This window comes from Catenuloplanes japonicus, from assembly GCF_000717135.1.
GTDB lineage: Bacteria > Actinomycetota > Actinomycetes > Mycobacteriales > Micromonosporaceae > Catenuloplanes > Catenuloplanes japonicus.
Genome location: NZ_JNXY01000040.1, coordinates 115,847 through 138,163 on the forward strand (window position 1 = coordinate 115,847; position 22,317 = coordinate 138,163).

At 70.3% G+C, this 22,317-nt stretch carries 20 protein-coding genes; 12 read left to right on the plus strand and 8 right to left on the minus strand.

From position 1 onward, the window contains the following. Positions 1-149 precede the first annotated feature (149 nt). Positions 150-824, minus strand: a complete 675-nt coding sequence (locus OP04_RS42900) for a response regulator (RefSeq protein WP_033345766.1) — start codon at positions 822-824, stop codon at positions 150-152. A gap of 13 nt (positions 825-837) precedes the next feature. Beyond that, complete coding sequence (locus OP04_RS42905; RefSeq protein ID WP_051799936.1) at positions 838-2,013, minus strand: sensor histidine kinase; 1,176 nt, start codon at positions 2,011-2,013, stop codon at positions 838-840. Positions 2,014-2,188: 175 nt separating this feature from the next. Between OP04_RS42905 and OP04_RS42910 the strand changes: the two genes are divergently transcribed. Further along, a complete protein-coding gene (locus OP04_RS42910) occupies positions 2,189-2,806 on the plus strand; it encodes a PilZ domain-containing protein (RefSeq protein ID WP_085067223.1) in 618 nt (205 codons plus the stop codon). On the opposite strand, the gene OP04_RS42915 is transcribed toward OP04_RS42910, so the two are convergent. Continuing rightward, positions 2,800-3,774 carry a RecB family exonuclease gene (locus tag OP04_RS42915; RefSeq protein WP_085067224.1) on the minus strand — a complete coding sequence of 325 codons (975 nt, stop codon included), beginning with the start codon at positions 3,772-3,774 and terminating at the stop codon, positions 2,800-2,802. The genes OP04_RS42910 and OP04_RS42915 overlap by 7 nt on opposite strands. A gap of 195 nt (positions 3,775-3,969) precedes the next feature. On the opposite strand from OP04_RS42915, the gene OP04_RS42920 reads away from it, so the two are divergent. From OP04_RS42920 to prcA, 9 genes are all read left to right on the plus strand, one after another. Then, on the plus strand, positions 3,970-5,037 hold the full coding sequence (locus OP04_RS42920; protein ID WP_085067238.1) for a site-2 protease family protein: 1,068 nt from the start codon (positions 3,970-3,972) through the stop codon (positions 5,035-5,037). Positions 5,038-5,099: 62 nt separating this feature from the next. Then, positions 5,100-6,113: a tRNA (adenine-N1)-methyltransferase gene (locus tag OP04_RS42925; RefSeq protein ID WP_157241109.1), complete on the plus strand. Its 1,014-nt coding sequence runs from the start codon at positions 5,100-5,102 to the stop codon at positions 6,111-6,113. Continuing rightward, a complete protein-coding gene (locus OP04_RS42930) occupies positions 6,110-6,697 on the plus strand; it encodes a hypothetical protein (protein ID WP_033345768.1) in 588 nt (195 codons plus the stop codon). The genes OP04_RS42925 and OP04_RS42930 overlap by 4 nt, the downstream gene beginning before the upstream one ends. Positions 6,698-6,991: 294 nt before the next feature. Further along, the gene (arc, locus tag OP04_RS42935; protein ID WP_033345769.1) at positions 6,992-8,773 is read left to right on the plus strand and encodes a proteasome ATPase; all 1,782 of its coding nucleotides are present in this window, start codon (positions 6,992-6,994) and stop codon (positions 8,771-8,773) included. A gap of 128 nt (positions 8,774-8,901) precedes the next feature. Continuing rightward, positions 8,902-10,434, plus strand: a complete 1,533-nt coding sequence (gene dop, locus OP04_RS42940) for a depupylase/deamidase Dop (RefSeq protein WP_033345770.1) — start codon at positions 8,902-8,904, stop codon at positions 10,432-10,434. Positions 10,435-10,581: 147 nt separating this feature from the next. Next, positions 10,582-10,797: a ubiquitin-like protein Pup gene (locus tag OP04_RS42945; RefSeq protein WP_033345771.1), complete on the plus strand. Its 216-nt coding sequence runs from the start codon at positions 10,582-10,584 to the stop codon at positions 10,795-10,797. A gap of 104 nt (positions 10,798-10,901) precedes the next feature. After that, positions 10,902-11,465: an endonuclease VII domain-containing protein gene (locus OP04_RS52580; RefSeq protein WP_232323950.1), complete on the plus strand. Its 564-nt coding sequence runs from the start codon at positions 10,902-10,904 to the stop codon at positions 11,463-11,465. Then, a complete protein-coding gene (gene prcB, locus OP04_RS42955; protein WP_033345772.1) occupies positions 11,384-12,226 on the plus strand; it encodes a proteasome subunit beta in 843 nt (280 codons plus the stop codon). Before OP04_RS52580 ends, prcB begins: the two co-directional genes overlap by 82 nt. Before the next feature lie 46 nt (positions 12,227-12,272). Beyond that, positions 12,273-13,094 carry a proteasome subunit alpha gene (gene prcA / locus OP04_RS42960; protein WP_033345773.1) on the plus strand — a complete coding sequence of 274 codons (822 nt, stop codon included), beginning with the start codon at positions 12,273-12,275 and terminating at the stop codon, positions 13,092-13,094. 43 nt (positions 13,095-13,137) lie between these two features. On the opposite strand, the gene OP04_RS42965 is transcribed toward prcA, so the two are convergent. After that, positions 13,138-14,064 (minus strand): hypothetical protein, encoded by a 927-nt coding sequence (locus tag OP04_RS42965; protein WP_033345774.1) that lies wholly within the window; start codon positions 14,062-14,064, stop codon positions 13,138-13,140. A gap of 166 nt (positions 14,065-14,230) precedes the next feature. On the opposite strand from OP04_RS42965, the gene OP04_RS42970 reads away from it, so the two are divergent. Further along, the gene (locus tag OP04_RS42970; protein ID WP_033345775.1) at positions 14,231-14,956 is read left to right on the plus strand and encodes an AfsR/SARP family transcriptional regulator; all 726 of its coding nucleotides are present in this window, start codon (positions 14,231-14,233) and stop codon (positions 14,954-14,956) included. A gap of 563 nt (positions 14,957-15,519) precedes the next feature. Here OP04_RS42970 and OP04_RS50760 read toward each other — a convergent pair. The 3 genes from OP04_RS50760 to OP04_RS42985 all read right to left on the minus strand — a co-directional run bounded on the left by OP04_RS50760 (position 15,520) and on the right by OP04_RS42985 (position 19,144). Then, a complete protein-coding gene (locus OP04_RS50760; RefSeq protein WP_051799937.1) occupies positions 15,520-15,783 on the minus strand; it encodes a sigma-70 family RNA polymerase sigma factor in 264 nt (87 codons plus the stop codon). A 332-nt stretch (positions 15,784-16,115) separates the two neighbouring features. After that, complete coding sequence (locus OP04_RS42980; protein WP_033345822.1) at positions 16,116-17,276, minus strand: amidohydrolase family protein; 1,161 nt, start codon at positions 17,274-17,276, stop codon at positions 16,116-16,118. A gap of 155 nt (positions 17,277-17,431) precedes the next feature. After that, entirely contained in the window at positions 17,432-19,144 is a 1,713-nt protein-coding gene (locus OP04_RS42985) for an MDR family MFS transporter (protein WP_033345776.1), read from the minus strand. A 107-nt stretch (positions 19,145-19,251) separates the two neighbouring features. On the opposite strand from OP04_RS42985, the gene OP04_RS42990 reads away from it, so the two are divergent. After that, positions 19,252-19,848, plus strand: coding sequence for a TetR/AcrR family transcriptional regulator (locus tag OP04_RS42990; protein WP_033345777.1), 597 nt, complete (start codon positions 19,252-19,254; stop codon positions 19,846-19,848). A 1,181-nt stretch (positions 19,849-21,029) separates the two neighbouring features. Here OP04_RS42990 and OP04_RS42995 read toward each other — a convergent pair. Next, complete coding sequence (locus tag OP04_RS42995; RefSeq protein WP_051799939.1) at positions 21,030-22,268, minus strand: WD40 repeat domain-containing protein; 1,239 nt, start codon at positions 22,266-22,268, stop codon at positions 21,030-21,032. Between the last annotated feature and the right edge of the window lie 49 nt (positions 22,269-22,317).

Genomic DNA, 22,317 nt, shown 5'->3' on the forward strand with positions numbered 1-22,317 from the left:
GCGAACATGACGCTACGTGCCGGAAGAGGGTCCGTCGTCCACCACCGGGCGGGTAGTCCCCTCGACCCCACGACGGGGCGGGTCTCCTCCTCAAGAAGGACACGCCTCGAGATCCCCCCGAGTGGGACGTGCGGCCTCCCGCTCGGAGGCTAGGCGCCGGGGCGGACGAGGCCGGTCTCGTAGGCGAGGACGACGGCCTGGACGCGGTCGCGGAGGCCGAGCTTCGTCAGGACGTGACCCACGTGGGTCTTGATCGTGGTTTCGCTGACGGAGAGGGCGCGGGCGATCTCGGCGTTGGACTGGCCCTTGGCGACCTGGACGAGGACCTCGCGCTCGCGTTCGGTCAGCGAGCTCAGGGAGCGGGGCGGGGTGGCGTCGGGGTCGGGGAGGACGTCGGCGAAGCGGTCGAGGAGACGTTTGAGGATGCGGGGGGCGACGACGGCCTCGCCGGCGGCGACGGTGCGGATGGCGGTGACCAGATCCTCGGCGGGGACGTCCTTGGCGAGGAAGCCGCTGGCGCCGGCGCGGAGGGCGCCGACCACGTACTCGTCGAGGTCGAAGGTGGTGAGGATCAGGACGCGGACGGGGAGGCGGGCGTCGACGATCGCCTTGGTGGCGGCGACGCCGTCCATGCGGGGCATTCTGATGTCCATCAGGACGACGTCGGGGAGCAGGCGGCGGGCCAGGTCGACGGCCTCGGTGCCGTCGCCGGCCTCGCCGACGACGTGGAGGTCGGGTTCGGCGCCGAGCACCATGCGGAAACCGGTGCGCAGCAGTGGCTGGTCGTCGGCGAGCAGGATGCGTACCGGCCGGGTGTCCGTCACGAAGTAACCCCCTTCAGTCCACGGGAATCTTCGCGTAGACGCGGAAGCCGCCGCCAGGGCGGGGTCCGACGCGCAGCGTGCCGCCGTAGAGGGCCACCCGTTCGCGCATGCCGACCAGGCCGTGGCCGGCGCCGTGCTCGGAGCCGGGGGCGGGGCCGCGGCCGGTGTCGAAGATCTCCACGATCAGCCAGTAGACGCCGAAGCTGAGGCGGACCTGGGCGGTGGCGGGGCCGGCGTGCTTGAGCGCGTTGGTCAGCGCCTCCTGGACGATGCGGTAGACGGTCAGCGCGACGCCGGGTTCCAGCGTGGCGGGGGTGCCGTCGATGCGCAGCGACGTGGGCAGGCCGGCGTCGCGGACCTGGTCGGCGAGCGCCTCGAGGCCGGCTATGCCGGGCTGCGGGGACATCTCCGCGGCCGGTTCGGTCTCGGTGCGCAGGACGCCGAGCATGCGGCGCAGTTCGCGCATGGCGCTGCGGGACGTCTCCTCGATGGTGGTCAGCGCCTCGTCGGCGGCGTCGGGGCTGGTGCGCAGGACGCGGCGTGCGCCGGTGGCCAGGACGCCCATCACGCTGACGTTGTGGGCGACGACGTCGTGGAGTTCGCGGGCGATGCGGCGGCGTTCGTCGGCGACGGCCTGTTCGGCGAGCGCGCGCTGGTTGGACTCGGCGGCGTGGGCGCGTTCCTCCAGGGCGCGGGCGGTGACGCGGCGGCCGTGGACGGCGCGGCCGACCAGGACGACGACCAGCGCGATCAGGCCGTTGTTCACGGCCAGGAACAGCGGGGGTACGTCGGAGAGCTCCGGCATGACCAGCACCGTGGCGAGCACGGGGAGCCACAGCAGGAGCGCGGCGACGATCGAGGCGCGCAGCGACAGCCGGGACGCGAGCGTGTAGGTGAGGATCACGTAGGCGGCGGGCATGGCCAGCGGCTGCTGCAGGCCGATCAGCGGCACGACGACGGTGGGCAGCAACAGCAGCAGCGCGGGCCAGGGCGCGACCCGGCGCAGCGTGATCGCGGCCGTGCACCAGAGCGCGGTCAGCGCCAGGATTGGCAGGTCGGCGCCGGCGGACGCCCAGGTCGCCACCGCGTCGCCGGCGAGGACGACCAGTGCGAGCCGGCAGTCGGAGGCGAACGCCCGGCGCGGGTCACGGCTGTGACCGGCGGAGGCCCAGGCGCGCAAGCTCTTCATATCGGTCGAACCTATCCGCGAATCCGCCCGGGGAAATCCGCCGCGACGGGGACGACGGTCTCCTCCTGAAGCAGGAGGGGGCCTATGAGTTGGGACACAGCCCTCATCCCGGCCGGATACCTGCCGATCACCGGATCGCAACGGATGCGAGCGACGGACGTGGAGGGTACGGACGATGGGACTGCGACTGCCGTGGAAGCGGGTGCCGGAGCCGGCGGAGTTCGTCGAGTTCCCGGAGGACGCCGAGCTGGTGACCGTGGTCGCGGGCGAGAAGACCTACCGTGATCTGAGCGTCATCCGTACCCCGGACCGGGTGCTGAACTTCAGGATCCCGGGTGGGCTGAAGGAGGGCCAGGTCGTCGAGCTGGTCTGGACCGCGGACGGGCGCGGCGGCGTGGGCAGCGCGCAGGTGGTGCGCGCCACGGAGGCGACGGTCGGGATGCGCCCGACCAAGGTGGAGACCGGCATCCAGCGCCGGTCCAGCCTGCGCGTGCCGGCGACGGTGCCGCTCACGCTCAACGGTGAGGAGGGGGCGACGTTCCCGTTGACGACGCGGAACATCTCGCTCGGCGGGGCGCTCGCGTTCGGCCGGGGGCCGGAGCCGGGGGAGCCGCTGCCGGGACGCCTGGACCTGCCGGGCCAGTTCGTCACCGTGAGCGCGAAGGTGCTGCCCGGCCTGGACCCGGTCAACATGCACCGGCTGCTCTTCGTGGGGCTGAGCACGCAGGCCGAGGATCTGATCGCCGACTACGTCGCGGCGCAGGAGCGACGGCGCGCCTACGCCCGTTACTGATCGGCCTCCACGGCGATGCTGGTGGCGGCGGTGCGCTGGGCGGGGACGACCTCCGGGTAGGGCGGCGGGGTGCCGCCGAACGCGGGGCACAGCGCCTTGTGGTTGCACCAGCCGCACAGCTTGCTCGGCTGCGGCCGGAAGTCGCGCGCCGCGGTCGCGGCCTCGATCGCCTTGGCCAGCGCCAGCACGGTGCGCTCGAAGCGCTGCAGCTCCTCCAGGTCCGGCGAGTAGTCGCAGACCTCGACGTCCTTGAGGTAGATCAGGCGCAGCACGCGCGGGACCACGCCCCGGGTCCGCCACAGCACCAGCGCGTAGAACTTCAGCTGGAACAGCGCTTTCGCCTCGAACGCCTCGCGGGGCGCGCCGCCGGTCTTGTAGTCGACGACGCGGATCTGCCCGTCCGGCGACACGTCGAGCCGGTCGACGAAGCCGCGCAGCCGCAGCCGGTCGTCGACCACGGTGGAGATGAGCTGCTCGCGCTCGGCGGGCTCGAGCCGCTGCGGGTTCTCCAGCGTGAAGTAGCCTTCGATCAGGCCGCGCGCGGACGCGAGGAAGTCGTCGACCCCGAGCACCGGCGCCTCGCCGGGCTGGACCTCGATCAGCACCTCCGCCTGCGTACCCCCGCCGGTTTCCTCGCCCTTGAAGAGCGTGGCGAGGTCGGGGTCCTGCTCCAGCAGCCGCTCCCAGGAGGGGCGGACCAGATCAAAGGCGGCATCGGGGGTACGGTCCGCAGCCGGCAGATCGTAGAGCCGCTCCAGCACGGCGTGCACCAGCGTGCCGCGCACCTGGTCGGGCGTGGACTGCTCGGGGAGCCGGTCGATCGTGCGGAAACGGAACAGCAGCGGGCAGGTCTTGAAGTCGCCGGCCCGTGAGGGCGAGAGCGACGGCCCCGTCCAGTCGGGCTGAAGGATCTCCGCGGGAGAAAGGCCTGTCTGCAACTGTGCTGCCTCCGTCGTCTCGATGCTCATGACCACAAGGCTAAGGGGAACGTATGACGGTTTCAGACTGAGCACGCACGATCGGTCACGAAGTACGCGTTCAGCACACCGCCGGTGTTCCCCGATACCATCGGCCCGGTGGACAACGAGGCGCCCGACCCGGGCCGTCGCGCCGGCGTCACGGTGGGGCGGCTCTTCGGCGTCCCCGTCTACCTCAACGCCTCGATGCTGCTGCTCGCGGTCGCGGTCACGGTCATCTACGGCGAGTTCGTCCGCCACCAGCTCGACCTGTCCCGCCCGGCGGGATACGCGGTCGGCGCCGGTTTCGTGGTCTGCCTGCTCGGCTCCGTGCTGCTGCACGAGCTCGGCCACGCGCTGACCGCCCGCCGGTTCGGCATCGGCGTGCGCGGCATCACGCTCGAGCTGCTCGGCGGCTACACGGAGATGGACCGTGACGCGCCCCGCCCGCGGGTGGACCTGCTGGTCTCGCTGGCCGGCCCGGCCGTGTCGCTGGTGCTGGGCGTGCTCGCCACCGGTGCCACGCTGCTGCTGGCGGACGACACGCTCGCCGGCCAGCTCACGTTCCAGCTCGCGGTCAGCAACCTGGTCGTGGCCGCGTTCAACTCGCTGCCCGGCCTGCCGCTGGACGGCGGCCGGGCGCTGCGGGCCGCGGTCTGGGCCGTGCACGGCGACCGGCACCTGGCCACCGAGGTCGCCGGCTGGTCCGGGCGGGCGCTGGCCGGGCTGACCGCGGCCGGTGTCCTGGTGACGTACCTGTTGGGCTGGTTGAGCGTGTTCGGCCTGGTGTTCATGCTGCTGGTCACGCTGACGCTGTGGCAGGGCGCCGGCCAGTCGATCCGGCTGGCCCGGATGAGCCGCCGCTTCCCGATGGTGAACCTGTCGGACCTGGCCCGGCCGATCTTCGCGGTCCCGACCGGCACGCCGCTGGCCGAGGCGCAGCGCCGCGGCCGTGAGTCCGGGCCGGGGAACGCGTCGCTGGTCGTGGCGGACGCGTCCGGGCGGGTCGTGGCGCTGGTCGACGGCGCCCGCGCGGCCGCGGTGCCCGCGGAACGGCGCCCGTGGGTGTCGGTCGACACGGTCGCGCGCGGCGTCGAGGGGATCCCGGCCATGTCGGTCGACCTCACCGGCGAGCAGGTCGTGCGCGTGGTGCAGACTCACCCCGGCGCGCAGTACCTGGTCACCCGCGGGGACGACGTCGTGGGGGTGCTCCACCTCATCGACCTGGCCGAGGTGCTCGAACCACGGCGTGGCCGGGGCAACCCGGCCGTTTGACCCCCGATACGGTGTTCGCGCCCGTATCAATAGAGACAGCACGTCCGAGGAAGAGGAACACCGTGACCGTACCGTCCACCGCCGTCGTCCCGACCGCCCCGCCGGTGCCCGCGCGCCGGGGGCCGTTCCAGGCGGGTGACCGGGTCCAGCTCACCGACCCGAAGGGACGGATGCACACGGTTGTCCTGGAGTCCGGCAAGTCATTCCACACGCATCGCGGCGCGCTGGAGCACGACGACCTGATCGGCCTGCCCGAGGGCAGCGTGATCACGTCCGCGAACGGGACCGCCTACCTGGCGCTGCGCCCGCTGCTGTCCGACTACGTGCTGTCCATGCCGCGCGGCGCGCAGGTGATCTACCCGAAGGACGCGGCCCAGATCGTCCAGATGGGCGACATCTTCCCCGGTGCGAAGGTGCTGGAGGCCGGCGCCGGCTCCGGCGCGCTGAGCTGCTCGCTGCTGCGCGCGGTCGGCGACACGGGCGAGCTGCACTCCTTCGAGCTGCGCGAGGACTTCGCGGTCATCGCCCGCAAGAACGTCGAGGCGTTCTTCGGCGCGCCGCCGCCCGCGTGGACGCTGCACCAGGGCGACGTGGCGGACTGCCAGGAGACCGGATTCGACCGGATCATCCTGGACATGCTCACGCCGTGGGAGGCTCTGGACATGGTCGAGAGGGCTCTGGTCCCCGGCGGCGTGTTCATCGGCTACGTGGCCACCACGCCGCAGCTGTCCGAGCTGGTCGAGGCGCTGCGTGAGCGCGGCGGCTGGACCGAGCCGCGCGCGTGGGAGTCACTGGTGCGGGACTGGCACGCGGAGGGCCTCGCGGTCCGCCCGGACCACCGGATGATCGCGCACACCGCGTTCCTGGTCTCGGCCCGCAAGCTCGCGCCCGGCGTGCAGGCACCGCCGCGGCGCCGGAAGCCCTCCAAGGGCGCGGAGGCCTACGCGGTACGGAAGGCGGCGCTCGCGGCCGCGGCCGTGCCGGAGCAGGTCGTGCCCGAGCAGGTCGTTGCCGAGCAGGTCGTTGCCGAGCAGGTCGTGCCCGAGCGGCCCGAGTCACCGGAGACCGACGAGTGAGCCACAGCCTCGGTGGGGGAGGGGATCTGCCCGCGGTGTTCCCGGACTGGTCCCCGTACCACGACCTCGACTCGGCCGCCCGCGCCTACCTCCGCGACCCGGACGTCGCGCTGGAGTCGCTGGGCGGCGTGCTGCGCGGCGCGGACGTGCTCTGCTTCACGCTGGAGCGCTTCGTCAACGAGGTCAACGGCGTGTGGCAGGAGGTCGTGGTCTGCGACGGCAACCGGCTGATCCTCTGGCACGGCGAGGACGTGCCGCTCGGCGAGGGCCCGCCCGGCTCGATGACGTCGTCGCTGCGCGTCGTGCCGCTGTCCACGGTCACCGAGGTCGGCTGCCGGCGGCAGCTGACCCGCACACCCACCGGGGCGGCCCAGGTCGGCAGCGTCGACGTGTATCTGCTGCTCAGCACCATGGACGAGGCGGCGCCGAGCGGCGGCACGCTGGAGGAGGGCGAGCGCCCGCCGGTACGGCACGACGCGCTGCGGTTCGGCAAGACGATAGACGACGGCGGGACCGGCCAGATCGCGCGTCTGGAGGAGTTCGCCCGGGTCATCGCGAGCCTGGTCGGGCGGCCGACGCTGTAGTACCCGGATGTCTCCCGGGCGCGTTCTACACCACCCGGGCGCGTGAATAACGTGAACCACCCGGTCGGAGGACTCACTCCGTACCCCTGATGTGGGTTGGTGTTCTTCGGGGGTTTTCGCGCCATCCGGCGGAAGTTTCCGCACTCCGGGGGCATGTTCAGGCCCCGGTGACCGGTTCGGATCGCATGGACGGAACTGATCAAGCTTCGGTGACGAGGGTGTTGCGTGGGTTGGAATCCCGGCTTTTACGGCTAGTGTTATCTCAAGACGTTCGAGCCCCCGGGGAGGTGGGACGTGGCACGTAGCGACGACGCCGATCAGCGCGCCGCACGGTGGGAGAAAGAGGCCCACGATCTCTCCACGCAGGTCGCGTTTCTTCAAGAGGAACTCGCCCTGGTGCGGCGCAAGCTGACCGAAAGCCCCCGTCACGTGAGGCAGCTCGAGGAGCGGCTGGCGGCAACGCAGGCGCAGCTCTCCCGACTGTCCGAGAACAATGAGCGACTGGTGGCCACCCTCAAGGAGGCCAGGAGCCAGATCGTCACGCTCAAGGAGGAGATCGACCGCCTGGCGCAACCGCCGAGCGGCTACGGTGTCTTCCTGACCCGCCATGAGGACGGCACCGTCGACGTCTTCACCGGTGGGCGCAAACTGCGCGTGGCGGTCTCCCCGTCGCTTGAGGTGGACGAGCTTCAGCGCGGGCAGGAAGTCCTGCTCAACGACGCGCTGAACGTCGTCGACGCGTTCGGATTCGAGCGCGTGGGCGAGGTGGTGATGCTCAAGGAGATCCTGGAGACGCCTGAGGGCACTCCGGGTGACCGCGCGCTCGTCATCTCGCACGCCGACGAGGAGCGCATCGTTCACCTCGCTGACACGCTCATCGGCACCGCTCTGCGTGCCGGTGACTCGCTCATGATCGAGCCCCGCTCGTCGTATGCGTACGAGCGGATCCCGAAGAGCGAGGTCGAGGAGCTGGTTCTGGAGGAGGTGCCCGACGTCGGTTACACCGACATCGGTGGCCTGCACTCGCAGATCGAGCAGATCCGTGACGCGGTGGAGCTTCCGTTCCTGCACGCCGACCTGTTCCGGGAGCACCAGCTGCGCCCGCCGAAGGGCATCCTGCTCTACGGCCCGCCCGGCTGCGGCAAGACCCTCATCGCGAAGGCCGTCGCGAACTCGCTGGCGAAGAAGATCGCCGAGCGGCAGGGCAAGGAGAAGCACACCAGCTTCTTCCTGAACATCAAGGGCCCCGAGCTGCTCAACAAGTACGTCGGCGAGACCGAGCGGCACATCCGGCTGATCTTCCAGCGTGCGCGGGAGAAGGCCGGCGAGGGCACCCCGGTCATCGTGTTCTTCGACGAGATGGACTCGGTGTTCCGCACCCGCGGCACCGGCGTCTCCTCCGACGTGGAGAACACGATCGTCCCCCAGCTGCTGTCGGAGATCGACGGCGTGGAGGGCCTGGAGAACGTCATCGTCATCGGCGCCTCCAACCGTGAGGACATGATCGACCCGGCGATCCTGCGTCCGGGCCGGCTCGACGTGAAGATCAAGATCGAGCGTCCGGACGCCGAGGCGGCCAAGGACATCTTCTCGAAGTACATCCTCAGCGGCCTGCCGTTGCACGAGGACGACCTGGCCGAGCACGGCAAGGACGCCGACGCGACGGTGGCCGCCATGATCGAGTCGGTCGTGCTGCGGATGTACTCCGAGACCGAGGAGAACCGGTTCCTGGAGGTCACCTACGCCAACGGTGACAAGGAGGTCCTCTACTTCAAGGACTTCAACTCCGGCGCCATGATCCAGAACATCGTGGACCGCGGCAAGAAGATGGCGATCAAGGAGTTCCTCTCCTCCGGACGCAAGGGCCTGCGCCTGCAGCACCTCCTCGACGCGTGCGTCGACGAGTTCCGTGAGAACGAGGACCTGCCCAACACCACGAACCCGGACGACTGGGCCCGCATCTCCGGCAAGAAGGGCGAGCGGATCGTCTACATCCGCACGCTCGTCTCCGGCGGCAAGGGCACGGACGCCGGTCGTGCCATCGAGACGGCCTCGAACACCGGTCAGTACCTGTAAGTCGTTTTTGGAGCGGGCGGCCCCTTTCGGGCCGCCCGTTTCCGTTTTTGCACCTATGCCGACACGTTTCGTCACCCCTTGTAGGGGCTAGGCTTCTCTCAACGGGTTATCGGGAGTGAGGTCGCTTAATGTCTGTTCGTCGGATCATGGGTACCGAGGTCGAGTACGGCATCTCCGTGCCCGGCCAGCCGGGCGCCAACCCGATGGTGACCTCCTCGCAGGTCGTCAACGCCTACGGCGCACGCCCGGAGCTCAACCGCGGCGGACGCACCCGCTGGGACTACGAGGAGGAGTCGCCGCTGCGCGACGCGCGCGGCTTCACCTACTCCGGCGCGGCCTACGACCCCGCGGAGGCGCTCGCGGACGAGGATCTCGGCCTCGCCAACGTCATCCTCACCAACGGCGCGCGGCTCTACGTCGACCACGCCCACCCGGAGTACTCCACGCCCGAGGTCACCAACCCGATGGACATCGTCCGGTGGGACAAGGCCGGCGAGCGGGTGATGGCGGAGGCGGCCCGGCGCGCGGCGACCATCCCGGGCGCGCACCAGATCCACCTCTACAAGAACAACACCGACAACAAGGGCGCGTCGTACGGTGCCCACGAGAACTACCTGATGCGCCGTCAGACGCCGTTCGCGGACATCGTGGCGTACCTGACGCCGTTCTTCGTCACCCGGCAGATCGTCACCGGCGCGGGCCGGGTCGGGCTCGGGCAGGACGGTTCCGGCGCCGGTTTCCAGATCTCCCAGCGCGCCGACTTCTTCGAGGTCGAGGTCGGGCTGGAGACCACGCTCAAACGGCCGATCATCAACACCCGCGACGAGCCGCACGCGGACGCGGACAAGTACCGCCGCCTGCACGTGATCATCGGCGACGCGAACCTGTCGGAGACGTCGACGTACCTGAAGGTCGGCACGACCGCGCTGATCCTCGCCATGATCGAGGACAAGGCGCTCACCGGCGACCTGAGCATCGCCGACCCGGTCTCCGAGCTGAAGAACATCAGCCACGACCCGACGCTGCAGCACATGGTCCGGCTGCGTGACGGCCGCAAGCTCACCGCGCTGGACCTGCAGTGGGCGTTCTTCGAGCGCGCCAAGGCGTTCGTCGACGACCGGCAGGGCTCCGACGCGGACGAGCAGACCACGGACGTGCTCAACCGCTGGGAGAACATCCTGGACAAGCTGGGCCGCGACCCGATGTCCTGTGCGGACGAGCTGGACTGGGTGGCGAAACTGCGGCTGCTGGAGGGCTACCGGGAGCGGGAGAGCCTCGGGTGGGCCTCGCACAAGCTCCAGCTGGTGGACCTGCAGTACTCGGACGTACGCCCGGAGAAGGGTCTCTACCACCGCCTGGTGGCCCGTGGCTCGATGAAGACGCTGCTGGACGAGCGCGAGACGTGGGACGCGATGGTGAACCCGCCGGAGGACACCCGGGCGTTCTTCCGCGGCCGGTGCCTCGCGCAGTACGCGTCCGAGGTCGTGGCCGCCAGCTGGGACTCGGTCATCTTCGACATCGGCCGCGAGTCGCTGGTCCGGGTGCCGATGATGGAGCCGGAGCGCGGGACGAAGAAGCACGTCGGCGCGCTGTTCGACCGCTGTGAGAGCGCCAAGGACCTGCTGGAGGCGCTGACCGGCGGGCAGAAGCCGGCCACGTAGTCCCTCCGCGCGTCGCGGAACGGCTCGGCTGAGCGCGAAACACGCGCTTGGGCGAGCCTTTTCGTCATAACGGCGGGGTAGGTTTTAGGTACCTGATGTTGCCGGGGCGTTCGAGTCCCGCGGCACGAGGCGAGGGAGGACCCGGGGATGGCTACCAAGGACACCGGCGGACAGTCGCAATCCAGCAAGAGCAGCCAGCAGAGCGAGGTCGACGAGGCCACGGTCGAGGCCAACCCGGAGGTCGCCGAGCGACACGCCGAGATCACCGAGGACGTCGACGATCTGCTCGACGAGATCGATTCGGTCCTCGAAGAGAATGCGGAAGAATTTGTGAGGGGTTACGTACAAAAAGGCGGGGAGTGACCTTTTTGTCCGATTTGGGCAATAGGGAAACGAAACGGTGCCCGCAGTGTGCTCGACTTCTGCCCACCGCCGAGTTTCACCGGAACGCGCGACGAAGCGACGGCTTGGCCTTCTACTGCAAGCGGTGTGCCGCTGAGCGGTCGGAGGCGAGCCGTCGCCGTCGTGGCATCAGGCCGCAGCGAAAGCCGAGCGTGCCGGTGGCGGCGGGGATGAAGTGGTGTCCCGATTGCGGCGAGACAAAGGCGCTGGAGGATTTCCCTCGCACCGGTGTCGAGCGGCATACGTACTGCAAGCCTTGCCATAACGAGCGCGGAAGGGAAACCAGGGAGCGGCTGTACGGCGGCAGCCGTGAGTACCATCTGCGCCGTCGCTACGGCATCGACCAGGACATGTTCAACACGCTCCTGGAGTTGCAGGACGGGCTCTGTGCCATCTGCGGCGTACCGAATCCGGAACACGTCGATCATGACCATCGCACCGGAGCCGTGCGCGGGATACTCTGCTTCAACTGCAACGGCGGCCTCGGCCAGTTTCGTGACAACATCGCGCATCTGGAACGGGCGATCACATACCTGAAGGGACACACGTGGCAACTGGTTTTGATCCATCCGGGCGTCTACCAGGTGCGTTCACCGACCTGGGAACGTCTTCCTTCACCCAGTTCCTGAGTGTCGCCGCCCCCGATCTGCTGCCCGGTCGCCGGCCGCTGCCGCCCGGCCTCTCCGCCGGCGACATCGCGCCGCACGGCACCACGATCGTGGCGATCTCGTACGCGGGTGGCGTGGTACTGGCCGGTGACCGGCGCGCGACCATGGGCAACATGATCGCCAGCCGGGACATCGAGAAGGTGCACCCCGCGGACGCGTTCTCGCTGATCGGCATCGCCGGCACGGCCGGTGTCGGCATCGAGCTGATGCGGCTGTTCCAGGTCGAGCTGGAGCACTACGAGAAGATCGAGGGCGTCATGCTCTCCGTCGACGGCAAGGCCAACCGCCTCGCCGCGATGATCCGGCAGAACCTCGGCGCCGCGCTGCAGGGCCTCGCGGTCATCCCGCTCTTCGCCGGGTACGACCAGGCCGCGGCCGACCCCGCGCGCGTCGGTCGGATCTTCAGCTTCGACGTGGCCGGCGGCCTCTACGAGGAGACCGGCTACGACGCGATCGGCTCCGGCTCGATCTTCGCGAAGTCCGCGCTGAAGAAGCGCTACCGGCCCGGCATCTCCGCGGAGGAGGCCACCCGGCTCGCCGTCGAGGCGCTCTACGACGCCGCCGACGACGACACCGCCACCGGCGGGCCGGACCTGATCCGCAGGATCTTCCCGGTCGTGATGACGGCGTCCGCCGAGGGCACCAACCGGCTCACCGAGGCCGAGGTCTCCGCGATCGCCGAGGCCGTCGTCAACGCCCGCCACGAGAACCCCGGCGGCTGAGCGACCCCCTGTCGCCCCCCAGCCCTGAACCGATTGGAGAGCCGCCGTGGCAATGCAGTTCTACGCCTCACCCGAGCAGATCATGCGCGACCGCTCCGAGCTCGCCCGCAAGGGCATCGCCCGGGGTCGCAGCGCCGTGGTCCTCAGCTACGCCGGTGGGGTCCTCCTCGTCGCGGAGAACGTGACGTCGCTGCGCAAGGTCAGCGAGATCTACGACCGGATCGGCTTCGCCGCCGTCGGCCGCTACAACGAGTTCGAGAACCTGCGCCGGGCCGGCGTGCGCAAGGCCGACATCGACGGCTACAGCTACGACCGCCGGGACGTGACCGGGCGGGCGCTCGCCAGCACGTACACGCAGGTGCTCGGCGCGATCTTCACCGAGCAGCAGAAGCCGTTCGAGGTCGAGCTGTGCGTGGCGCAGGTCGGCGCGACGCCGGAGCTGGACGAGATCTACCGGATCATGTACGACGGGTCCGTCCAGGACGAGCCCGGCTTCATGGCGATGGGCGGCCAGGCCGAGGGCATCTCCAGCACGCTCAAGGACGGCCACGACCACTCGCTGTCGCTGTCCGACGCGCTGAAGCTCGCGGTCAAGTCGCTGGCCAGCGTCGGCGGCGAGAACGGCAACCCGCGCACGATCACGGCGAAGCAGCTCGAGGTCGCGGTCCTGGACCGCACCCGCCGGGGCCGCACGTTCCGCCGGTTCGCCACCGACGCGCTGACCGCGCTGCTCGAGGGCGGTGACCTCCCGGCCGACCCGACCGAGAAGCCGGGCGACCCGGCCACCGGCCCGGACACCCCGACCGTCTCCGCCGCCTCCGCGGACCTGGAGACGGGCGGCGAGTCCCCCGCGGTCGACAACACCTGAGGATGATCGCCGGGGCGGTGACGCCCCGGCGACCACCTGAGGATCAGAGGAAGCGCACCGACTCCACGTCGTTGTCCAGCCCGGTCTCGGCCAGGTCGGACACGTCCCCGTTGATCGTGAACGACTTCCCGGTGCAGTCCTTGCCGGCCCAGATCTTCATGCTGCCGGTCGCCACCACCGACGACGCCTCGTTCGCGGTCGAGTCCAGGTTCTTGCAGCCCGGACCGGACAGGATCTCGAAGTAGCTCTTCTCGGCGAACGACTTCTCGGTGAAGAAGATCGCGGTGCCCTTGCCGTCGCCCGGCTTCGCCTCCGGCTCGTTCATCACCGGCTTCGGCGTGTTGTCCTTCAGCTCCGCCTTCTTGCCGTCCGGCGTGATGCCGAACCAGGTGCCGCCCACGCCGTGACCGTTGGTGTCCCGCGGCTTGTCGGCCGGCTTGTCCTTGTTGCCGGCGAACCGGTAGATCGGCCAGCCCGCGATCGTCAGCTGCACCGTGCGGTCGTCGCGCAGCACCACACCGACCGCCTCCGGCTTCACACCGGCCAGGTAGATGTTCATGCCCGGGTGGAACAGCACCGGCGGCCAGGTCTTCGCGCAGTCGTCGTTGCAGGCCGACTTCGACGGCGCGGCCGTGTCCTTGTCGAACCGGTACAGCGTCAGATCCGAGCCGTTGACGACCACCTGCTTCAGCGCGGTGTCGGTGCTGACCGTCAGCTGCACCCACGCCTTCGCCTTCTCCGCGCCCGCACCCTCCGGCGCGGGGCCGCCCTGGCGGACGGTCCAGTCACCGGTGCCCGGCTCCGCCTCGTTCGTGGTGGCCGTGCCGGAGACCAGGTTCAGGTCGGCCGCGGCGACGCTCTCCACCGGCGTGGGGACGGCGCCGGCCCCGTCACTCGAATCCGCCTCCGAGCCGCAGGCGCTCAGAAGGAACGTACCGGCGAGCAGCAGCGCGCCCAGCTTGCGTGACATGCGAGGAAACTCCTTGATCGGTTCGTGGTGATCGCTACTCTCCGTGTCCGCTGTCAATGGGGCCATGACGGTCCATGGACGGCCGAATCCACTAATCAGTCACAGATCGTTCCGGTCGGTCCGCCTACCGTCGGAGGCTCCGCGCACCTCCGGGGGGTTCACCACAATGATCGAATTTTCACTGCTCGGACCGGTCCAGGCCTGGCACGACGGCCGCGAGCTGGAGATCGGCTCACCCCAGCAGCGCACCACCCTGGCCATCCTGCTGCTGCACGAGGGCGCGCCCGTGTCGCTGCGCCGCTTCGCCGCCGCGCTCTGGGACGACGAGCCCCCGCAGGCCGCGGCCGCGACCGTGCGTACCTACGTCTCCCGCCTGCGCCATGTGCTCCAGGACACGCCCGCCTCCATCGAGTCGACCGCCTACGGCTACGCGCTGTCCACCCCGCCGCTCTCCACCGACCTGGACCGCTTCCGCCGCCACACGCTCCGCGCCACCGAGGCCACCCAGGCCGGCCGGCACACCACCGCCGACCTCGAACTGTGCTCCGCGCTCGCGCTGCACCGCGGCGCGGTCATGGCCGGCGCGTTCGGCCCCTACGCCGAGACCCAGCGCATCCGCCTCGAACGCCTCATCCGCGACGCCGAACTCGCCCGCCTGCACGCCCAGATCCGCCTCGGCGACGCCGACTACACCGCGCCCGAGGCCCAGATGATGCTCGCCGCCGACCCGGACAACGAGGCGCTCCACGAGCTGCTGATGCTCGCGCTCTACGCCAGCGGCCGCCGCGCCGAGGCCCTGGCCCACTTCCACGGCCTCCGGCACACCACCCCGAGCCCGGCCCTCGTCACCCTCCACCGCCGCATCCTCGCCGACGACCCGGCACTGATCTGAGCTTTCTATCGGCAGAATGCATTGCCCGCTTCCGGCGTGGTCCGGCAGCGTTGCTCCCGCGGGCGCTTGAGTGTGCCTGGGGACGACCCCAGACCCCGAGCCCGCTGGCGCGATGGTCCTGCGCCGTGTCTCGCCGCCGGCATTCGCGCCGGCCGGGAGGCGACAACCTAGATCAAGATCTTTGCTTGCCCGCTTCCAGCGTGGTGCGGCAGCGTTGCTCCCGCGGGCAAACCTCGCGTCGGGCTCCGCTGGCGCTCCGCTCGTCGCGAGGAGCCGGTCCCGCCGTGGTCCGGAAAACCCGTGCGGTCGTTTCCGGCCCGGCTCCTCGGCGCCACGAGGGTCTACTGAGTCCTCCCGACCCCTCGCAGGCGTGAAATCCCTCGGTTTCGGGCTGTGGTGGATTACCTTCCGGTCGCCCTCGGTGTCAGGGTCCGGCTCTCGCCCCGGCCCCGGCCCGCCCCGGCTCGGCCCATTGCTCGGGCGCTATGCGCCCGAAATTTTACGACATAGCGGTGCCCAGCTTTGGCCGCAGTTTCGCAGTGCCGCCAAGGCCGGGTAGGCAGCTACCGCGGCGTGCCGTGGCGGGCGGCGCGCTCCTGGGCCGCCTTGATCGCGACGCGGCGCGCGACCGTGAACAGCCAGCGTTGCTGCTGCTCCGGAGCGACGTCGAGATGGTCGATGTGCCGCCGGGCGCGCTGCATCGTCTCGTCCAGAAGAGCTTCGGCCGCGTCCACTCCGGACAGATCCGTCAGGAGACGCAGCACCGGGCCGGCATGCCGGTCGCGCAACGCCGACATGCGCGCCAGCCGCGCCGCTTCCGTGCCCATCGTCGTGTGCCGCCCACCGATTCCGCCACCAGGATAGGAGAACATGGTCGACGACCGCGGTTGACGTTTACTTGCAGCTGACTTGGCATCCTGCTCGGAGGCCCTTCCGGTCGCAATCTGATCCGGCTGCCTGCTTCTCGCGGCTGCCTGCTTCGCACGGCCCCCGGACCTGGCGCGCTCCCCATATCAGGCGCGGCCCGCAACAGGCGCGGGCAAGCCGGGCCGGACGCGGGAGCGACTGGAGTTGCGGCTCTGCGGTGCTGACGATCCGGCGACGCCCACCGCCTTGACCTCGGCCAGCGCGGTCGCCGTGACCAGTGGGGAGACGCCGCCTACCGGACCCGGACGCCCCCGCGGTAGACCGCGCGTACGTCGCGCAGGCGGGCCAGGTCGGTGAGCGGGTCGCCGGCGACGGCGAGGAGGTCGGCGTCGGCGCCGGGCTGGATGCGGCCCTTGCGGAGGCCGCACACGTCGGCGGCGGTGGCGGTGGCCATGGTGAGCGCGCCGAGCGGGTCCCAGCCGAGGCCGGTCGCCTGCTCCACCGCGTAGGGGAGCACGTCGTGCGGCTTGTTCGGCCCGACGCCGGCATCGGTGCCGATGACCATCGCGGCGCCGTGGTCCTTCAGGCGTGTCATCGCGGCGAAGACCGAGGAGAGGCTGCGTGCGACCGCGGGCGGCGGTGCGACACCGCCCGGGATCAGGCCGGCGCTCATCGAGATGGTCAGCGGTGCGGCGGCGAGGTCGTCCAGCAGGTCTTCCGGGGTCTCCACGCCGGTCTCGGTCATGAAGAACGCGTGCTCGATGGTGTCGACGCCGGCGGCCAGCGCGTCCCGCATGGAATCGACGCCCTGCGCGTGCGCGCACACCGGAAGTCCGAGCCGGTGCGCCTCCAGGACGACCAGCCGCAGTTCCTCGCGCGTGAACTGGTTCCGGTACGGTGCCGAGCCCGGCGTGATGTTCCCGCCGCTGGCCATGATCTTGACGACGTCGCACCCGCGGGCATGCCGCTCCCGGACCGCCTCCAGCAGCGCGTCCATCCCGTCCACGGCGCCGCCGAGGAAGTGGCAGTGGCCGCCGACGCTGGTGATCGGTGGCCCGGCCACCAGGATCTCCGGCCCGGACCCGGTCACCTGCCGCAACTCGTCGCGCAGCCGCAGCGACAGGAAGTTCCGGTCCCCGAGGTCGCGCACCGTGGTGATCCCGGCCTGCAGCGACCGCTGAGCCGAGGCCCGCATGATGCCGAGGATCTGTGCGTCCGAGCCCGCGACGATCGCGGAGATCGGGTCGGCCGACGCGTCGAACCCGAGGTGCACGTGCGTGTCGATCAGTCCCGGCAGCAGGCAGGAGTCGCCCAGGTCGGTGACCGGGATCCCGGCGGCCAGTTCTCTGCCCGAGGTCTCCACGTCCACGATGCGCCCGTCCTCGACGAGCACGACGCTCTCCCCGTGCATCCGCGTCCCGTCGAACATCCTGGCGGTACGGATCGCCCTCATCGGCATGTACTTCCGGCCTTCCCTCGCGTCGTCGTCTGTGGAAGATGACGCTATTGCCGGATTTGGTGCCATGTCGTCCTGCGGCAGAGCTATGCCCGATACCCCGCTGGAGGTATGCCGGTGCCCGCCGGGAGGCGCGGCGGGCACCGGGTCGATCACCTCGTGGCCGCCGCGGAGGCCGGTGTCGTGTCCTGGCCGGGCGTTCCGCTCCGGACCGGCGCCGCGTTCCGGCCGGGCGTCTCCTCCTGGACCGACACGGTCTCGTCAGCCGAACCCGAACCCGAACCCGAGCTCGGTGCCGGTGCCGGTGCCGGGGGCTGGACCGCGGCCGCCGGGGTGGAGCCGGGGCGGCCGCCGCGCAGGGGGACGTGGCGGATCAGGAGGGCCACGACGATGCCGAGGGCGGAGACCAGGCTGCCCCAGAGGAACAGCGAGGTGATGCCGTCCGTGACGGCCTGCTGGAAGAGGTGGCGGGCGGCCTCGGGCAGCGCGCGCAACGCCTCCGGCGTCATCGAGGAGACCGGCGCCGCCGAGTCACCGGAGCCGGACGCGCCGCCGGCGGAGCCCGCGAACGCGCTGGTCAGCTGGTGGGCGTAGATGGCGCCGAGGACGGAGACCCCGAGGGAGCTGCCCATGTTGCGCAGGAATGTGGAGACGCCGGTGCCGGCGCCGATGTCGCGCAGCGCGATGCTGTTCTGGGCGATGAGCGTGCTGGTCTGCATCAGGCCGCCCATGCCGGCGCCGAGGATGACCATGTAGAGCGCGGTGGTGAGCTGCGACGTCTCGGTGTCGACGGTGCTGAACAGGAACATGCCGACCGTGACCAGGATCGTGCCGGCGATCGGGAAGATCCGGTAGTGGCCGGTGCGGCCGATGACCTGGCCGACGACGATGCTGACGGCCATCACCGCGATCATGAGCGGCATGAGGAGCAGGCCGCTGCTGGTGGCGGACGCGCCCTGGACGAACTGCTGGTACTGCGGCAGGTAGCCGATCGCGCCGAACAGCGCGAAGCCGGAGACGAACGCGATGCCGCCGGCCAGCACGAAGTTGCGGCTGGTGAACACGCGCAGCGGCATGATCGGCTCGGCGACGCGGCGCTGGACCACGATGAACGCGGCGAGGCCGGCGATCGTGAGCGCGATGAGGCCGAGGATCTGCGGGGACGCCCAGTCGTACTCGGTGCCGCCCCAGGTGGTGATCAGGACCAGCGAGGTGATCCAGACGGTGAGCAGTCCGGAGCCGAGCCAGTCGATGCGGGCGTGGCCGGTGCCGCGGGGGAGCTTGGCGAGCGTGATCCAGGCGACGACGAGCGCGATCGCGCCGAGCGGCAGGTTGACGTAGAACGCCCAGCGCCAGGAGACGTGGTCGGTGATGAAGCCGCCGATCAGCGGGCCGCCGATCATGGCGACGGGCATGACGGCCATCATGACGCCCTGGTAGCGGCTGCGGTCGCGGGGCGGGATCATCTCGCCGACGATGGCGAGGACGCCGACGATCAGGCCGCCGGCGCCGAGGCCCTGCACGGCGCGGAACGCGACCAGTTCGGCCATGTTCTGGGACATGCCGCAGAGCACGGAGCCGACCAGGAACAGCGCGACGGAGGCGACGAACGTGATCCGCCGGCCGTAGAGGTCGCCGAGCTTGCCCCAGATCGGGGTGGCGACCGTGGAGGCCAGGATGTAGCCGGTGGTGACCCAGGCGAGGTGTTCCAGGCCGCCGAGGTCACCGACGATCGTGGGCAGCGCGGGCGCCACGATCATGTTGTCGAGCTGGGCGAGGAGCATGGCGATCATCAGGCCGCTCATCGTCACCATGATCTGGCGATGGCTGAACCCGAGTCCCGCCGCCTCTTCGGTTTCTTGCATGGCCGGGCCTCCTTCGAGAAAATAGCTTGTCGGCCGGTTAGGTTTCTGACGGTAGAGATTTGACTAGCCGTCCGTCAAGTCATCTAATGGTGAGCGAGAGGTGACACATGACGCAGCAGGACACCAGCAGGGTCGACAACCGGCGGACCGACACCCGCGACCGGATCCTGCAGGTCGCACTGCGCCTGTTCGCGGACAACGGTTACGCGGCCACGTCGCTGCAGAAGATCGCGGACGAGCTGGGCGTCACCAAGGCCGCGCTGTACTTCCACTTCAAGACCAAGGAAGACATCCTCGGCGGCATCCTGCTCGGCCACCGCGACAGCGTCGACGACATGGTCAACGAGGTCGGGCCGCGCCTGGACACCCCCGAGGGCCGGGAGGAGCTGCTGCGGCTGATCTCCGCCTACCAGGCCACCCGCAGCCAGTACCTGATCCGCCTGATCAGGGAGAACTCCGTCGAGATCGGCAACCTCACGTTCGGCGCCCAGATCCGCGCCGCCCAGCACCGCCTGTTCGACGCGCTCGCCGGCCCCGACGCCACCCTCCTCGACCGCATGCGCGCCCGCACCGCGTTCGTCGCGCTGCACATGGCCGTCAAGCACGGCGAGGACCTGGACGCCACCGACGACGAACTCCGCGAGGCCGCGCTCACCGTCGCCCTCGACGTCCTCCGCGGCATCGACCGACCACCAGGCACCTGACACGGCAGCAGAAATCGACGGCCGCACCGGGATTCCAAGACTTTCCCACCGCCCAGCACGGCCCCGGTCCCGGCCGACCTCCTGACGCAGGCGACGCCACGCCACGTCCCGCACCAGCCGATCCGCGACGTTCCACGTCGTCACTGACCACCTGGCGCAGATCGATTGGCGATTCCAGCACGGTCAGCGCCGCATGCTCCGGCGCGCCGTCCTCCAGGAGCCCGGCCGCGGAACCAGATCAAGATCAAGATCCAGTTCATTTTCCCGCTTCCGGCGTGGTTGCGGTCCGCATGCTCCCGCGGGCACCGGTCGTCGCTGGCGCTCCTCCCTGCCGGTTTCGCCGTGGCCAGGAACACCCGGTACGCGGTACCGCGGGCCGAGGCACCCGCCACGGGCCGAAGCCGTCGCCGCAACTCGCTCCGGCCGCTCACCGGGAAAGGATCATCGAGTGCTGCAAAGAAGGCGTCGCAGGCGCACTTTGGCGCCCTCTTTGCAGCACTCAATGATCCTGTCGCTCCCGCGGGCCGCCGACGGCTGCGGTGGATCCGTAACGACAGCGGTCAGCGGCGTCTATATACCGAAATTTCGGGCACGGAGTGCCCGGCGATCGAGGTGGCGGGTCTGGACGCTCGAGGTCGCACTCTGCCATCCCGATCGTCCGGGTCCCGCGAAAAACCAGTAAATACCGAAATTTCAGGCGCGGTGCTCCTGGAGGTACCCGGACGCTTCGGCCACCGTGGGTGTGCCGAGCCGCGGTGGGATCGGTTCCTTGCGTCGTGCGGTGTGCCTGGAGGTGGCGGGACGCTTCAGCCACGGTGGGTGTGCCGGGCCATGGTGGGATCGGTTCCTTGCGTCGTGCGGTGTGCCTGGAGGTGGCGGGACGCTTCAGCCACCGTGGGTGTGCCGGGCCACGGCGTGACCGGCTCCTCGCGTCGTGTGGAGCGCCAGCGGAGCCCGGCGCGAGGTTTGCCCGCGGGAGCAACGCTGCCGGACCACGCCGGAAGCGGGAAAATGAACTGGATCTTGATCTGGGTTGTCGCCTTTCGGCCGGAGCGAATCCCGGCGGTGAAGCGCGCGCCGGGACCGTCACGCCGGCCGGCGGGATCAGGGTCTGGGGTGTCCCCCAGGCAAGCTCGAGCGCCGCGGGAGCAACGCTGCCATGCCGGAAGCGAGCAGATGAACTAGATCTTGATCTGCAGGCGCAGCAGGGTGCCGTCGGTGATGGTGGCGAGTTCGCCGGTGCCGGGGTGGAGGCAGGTGGGGGTGAAATCGGGGACGGTGGCGGTGCGGTGGCCGGTGGACGGGTCCCAGACGTGGGTGGTGGTGCCGGCGGTGGAGTAGAGGCGGTGGCCGTCGGAGAGGAACGTGCCGGTGGGGCCGGCGAACGCGGTCAGCTGGGTGCCGGTGGTGACGTCGAAGATGCGTGCGCCGGGGATCATGGCGTCGTCGTCATCGCCGATGCCGCTGAGGGCCACGCGGTCGTCGCCGATGAAGCACATGCCGCTGTCCCAGTGGTATGCGCGCTGGCACAACGCCTGCAGGGAGGCGCCTTCCTCCGGTTCGGCGGGGTTGGTGCCGAGCCAGGCGGGCAGGTTCCAGGTCTGGGGGATGCCGACCGGGTGCCAGACCCAGCCGTCGTCGAGGATCGCGCGGCTGCCGGGGGAGACGTGCAGGCGGCCGTGGAAGTAGTCGAGGTCGTGGGTGCGCGGGGTCAGCAGCGTGCCGGTGGCGGGGTCGCTGATGTCGAGGCGGTTCCAGGCGGTGCGGTGGATCAGGACGGTGCGACCGTCCACTGTGGCGAAGGCGGCGGAGAACGGGACCGTTTCGGGGCGGTGGTCGCCGCCGTCCAGCGTCATCGTCGGGCGGCCGCCGTCGGCGAGGTCGAGGACCTGGCCGAAGCGTCCGTAGTCCCGCACCACGGCGGCGAAGCGGGCGTCGGCGGAGGCGAGCAGGCGCAGGGACGGGGTGTGTCCCATCCAGGGCTCGCCCGGTGATTCTGACCGGACGTCCACTGTGGCCAATGACACGGTGCTGCCGGTGTCCGGCCGTAGTTCGGCGATCCGGCCGTCGGCGGTCAGCGCCAGCCAGGCGGAGCCGGCCGGGGTGAGGCTGATCACCTCGCCGAGCGCGGGCGGCAGCGGCCATCGGGACACGGTGGTGTGCAACGGTTCCGGCCGTTCCAGGATGCCGGGCTGCCCGCGCCAGGCGGTGACATGGAGATCCGCGGCGCAGTCCGCACAGATCAGGGCGGCCGGGGTGTCGCAGCCGGCGCAGACGATGTGGTGCTGGAGGCCGTGGCCGGTGAGTACGCCGATCGGGTCCGGTACCGGATCGTCGCCGGTCACGGCGGTCAGGTGCGCGCAGACCCGTACCGGCGGGGTGGTGGTGTCGTGGCCGCAGGCCGTGATGGTGTCGGGCATCGGTGCCTTCCGGGGCCGGATCGGTTGCTGCGCGCAGGATAGGTCACGC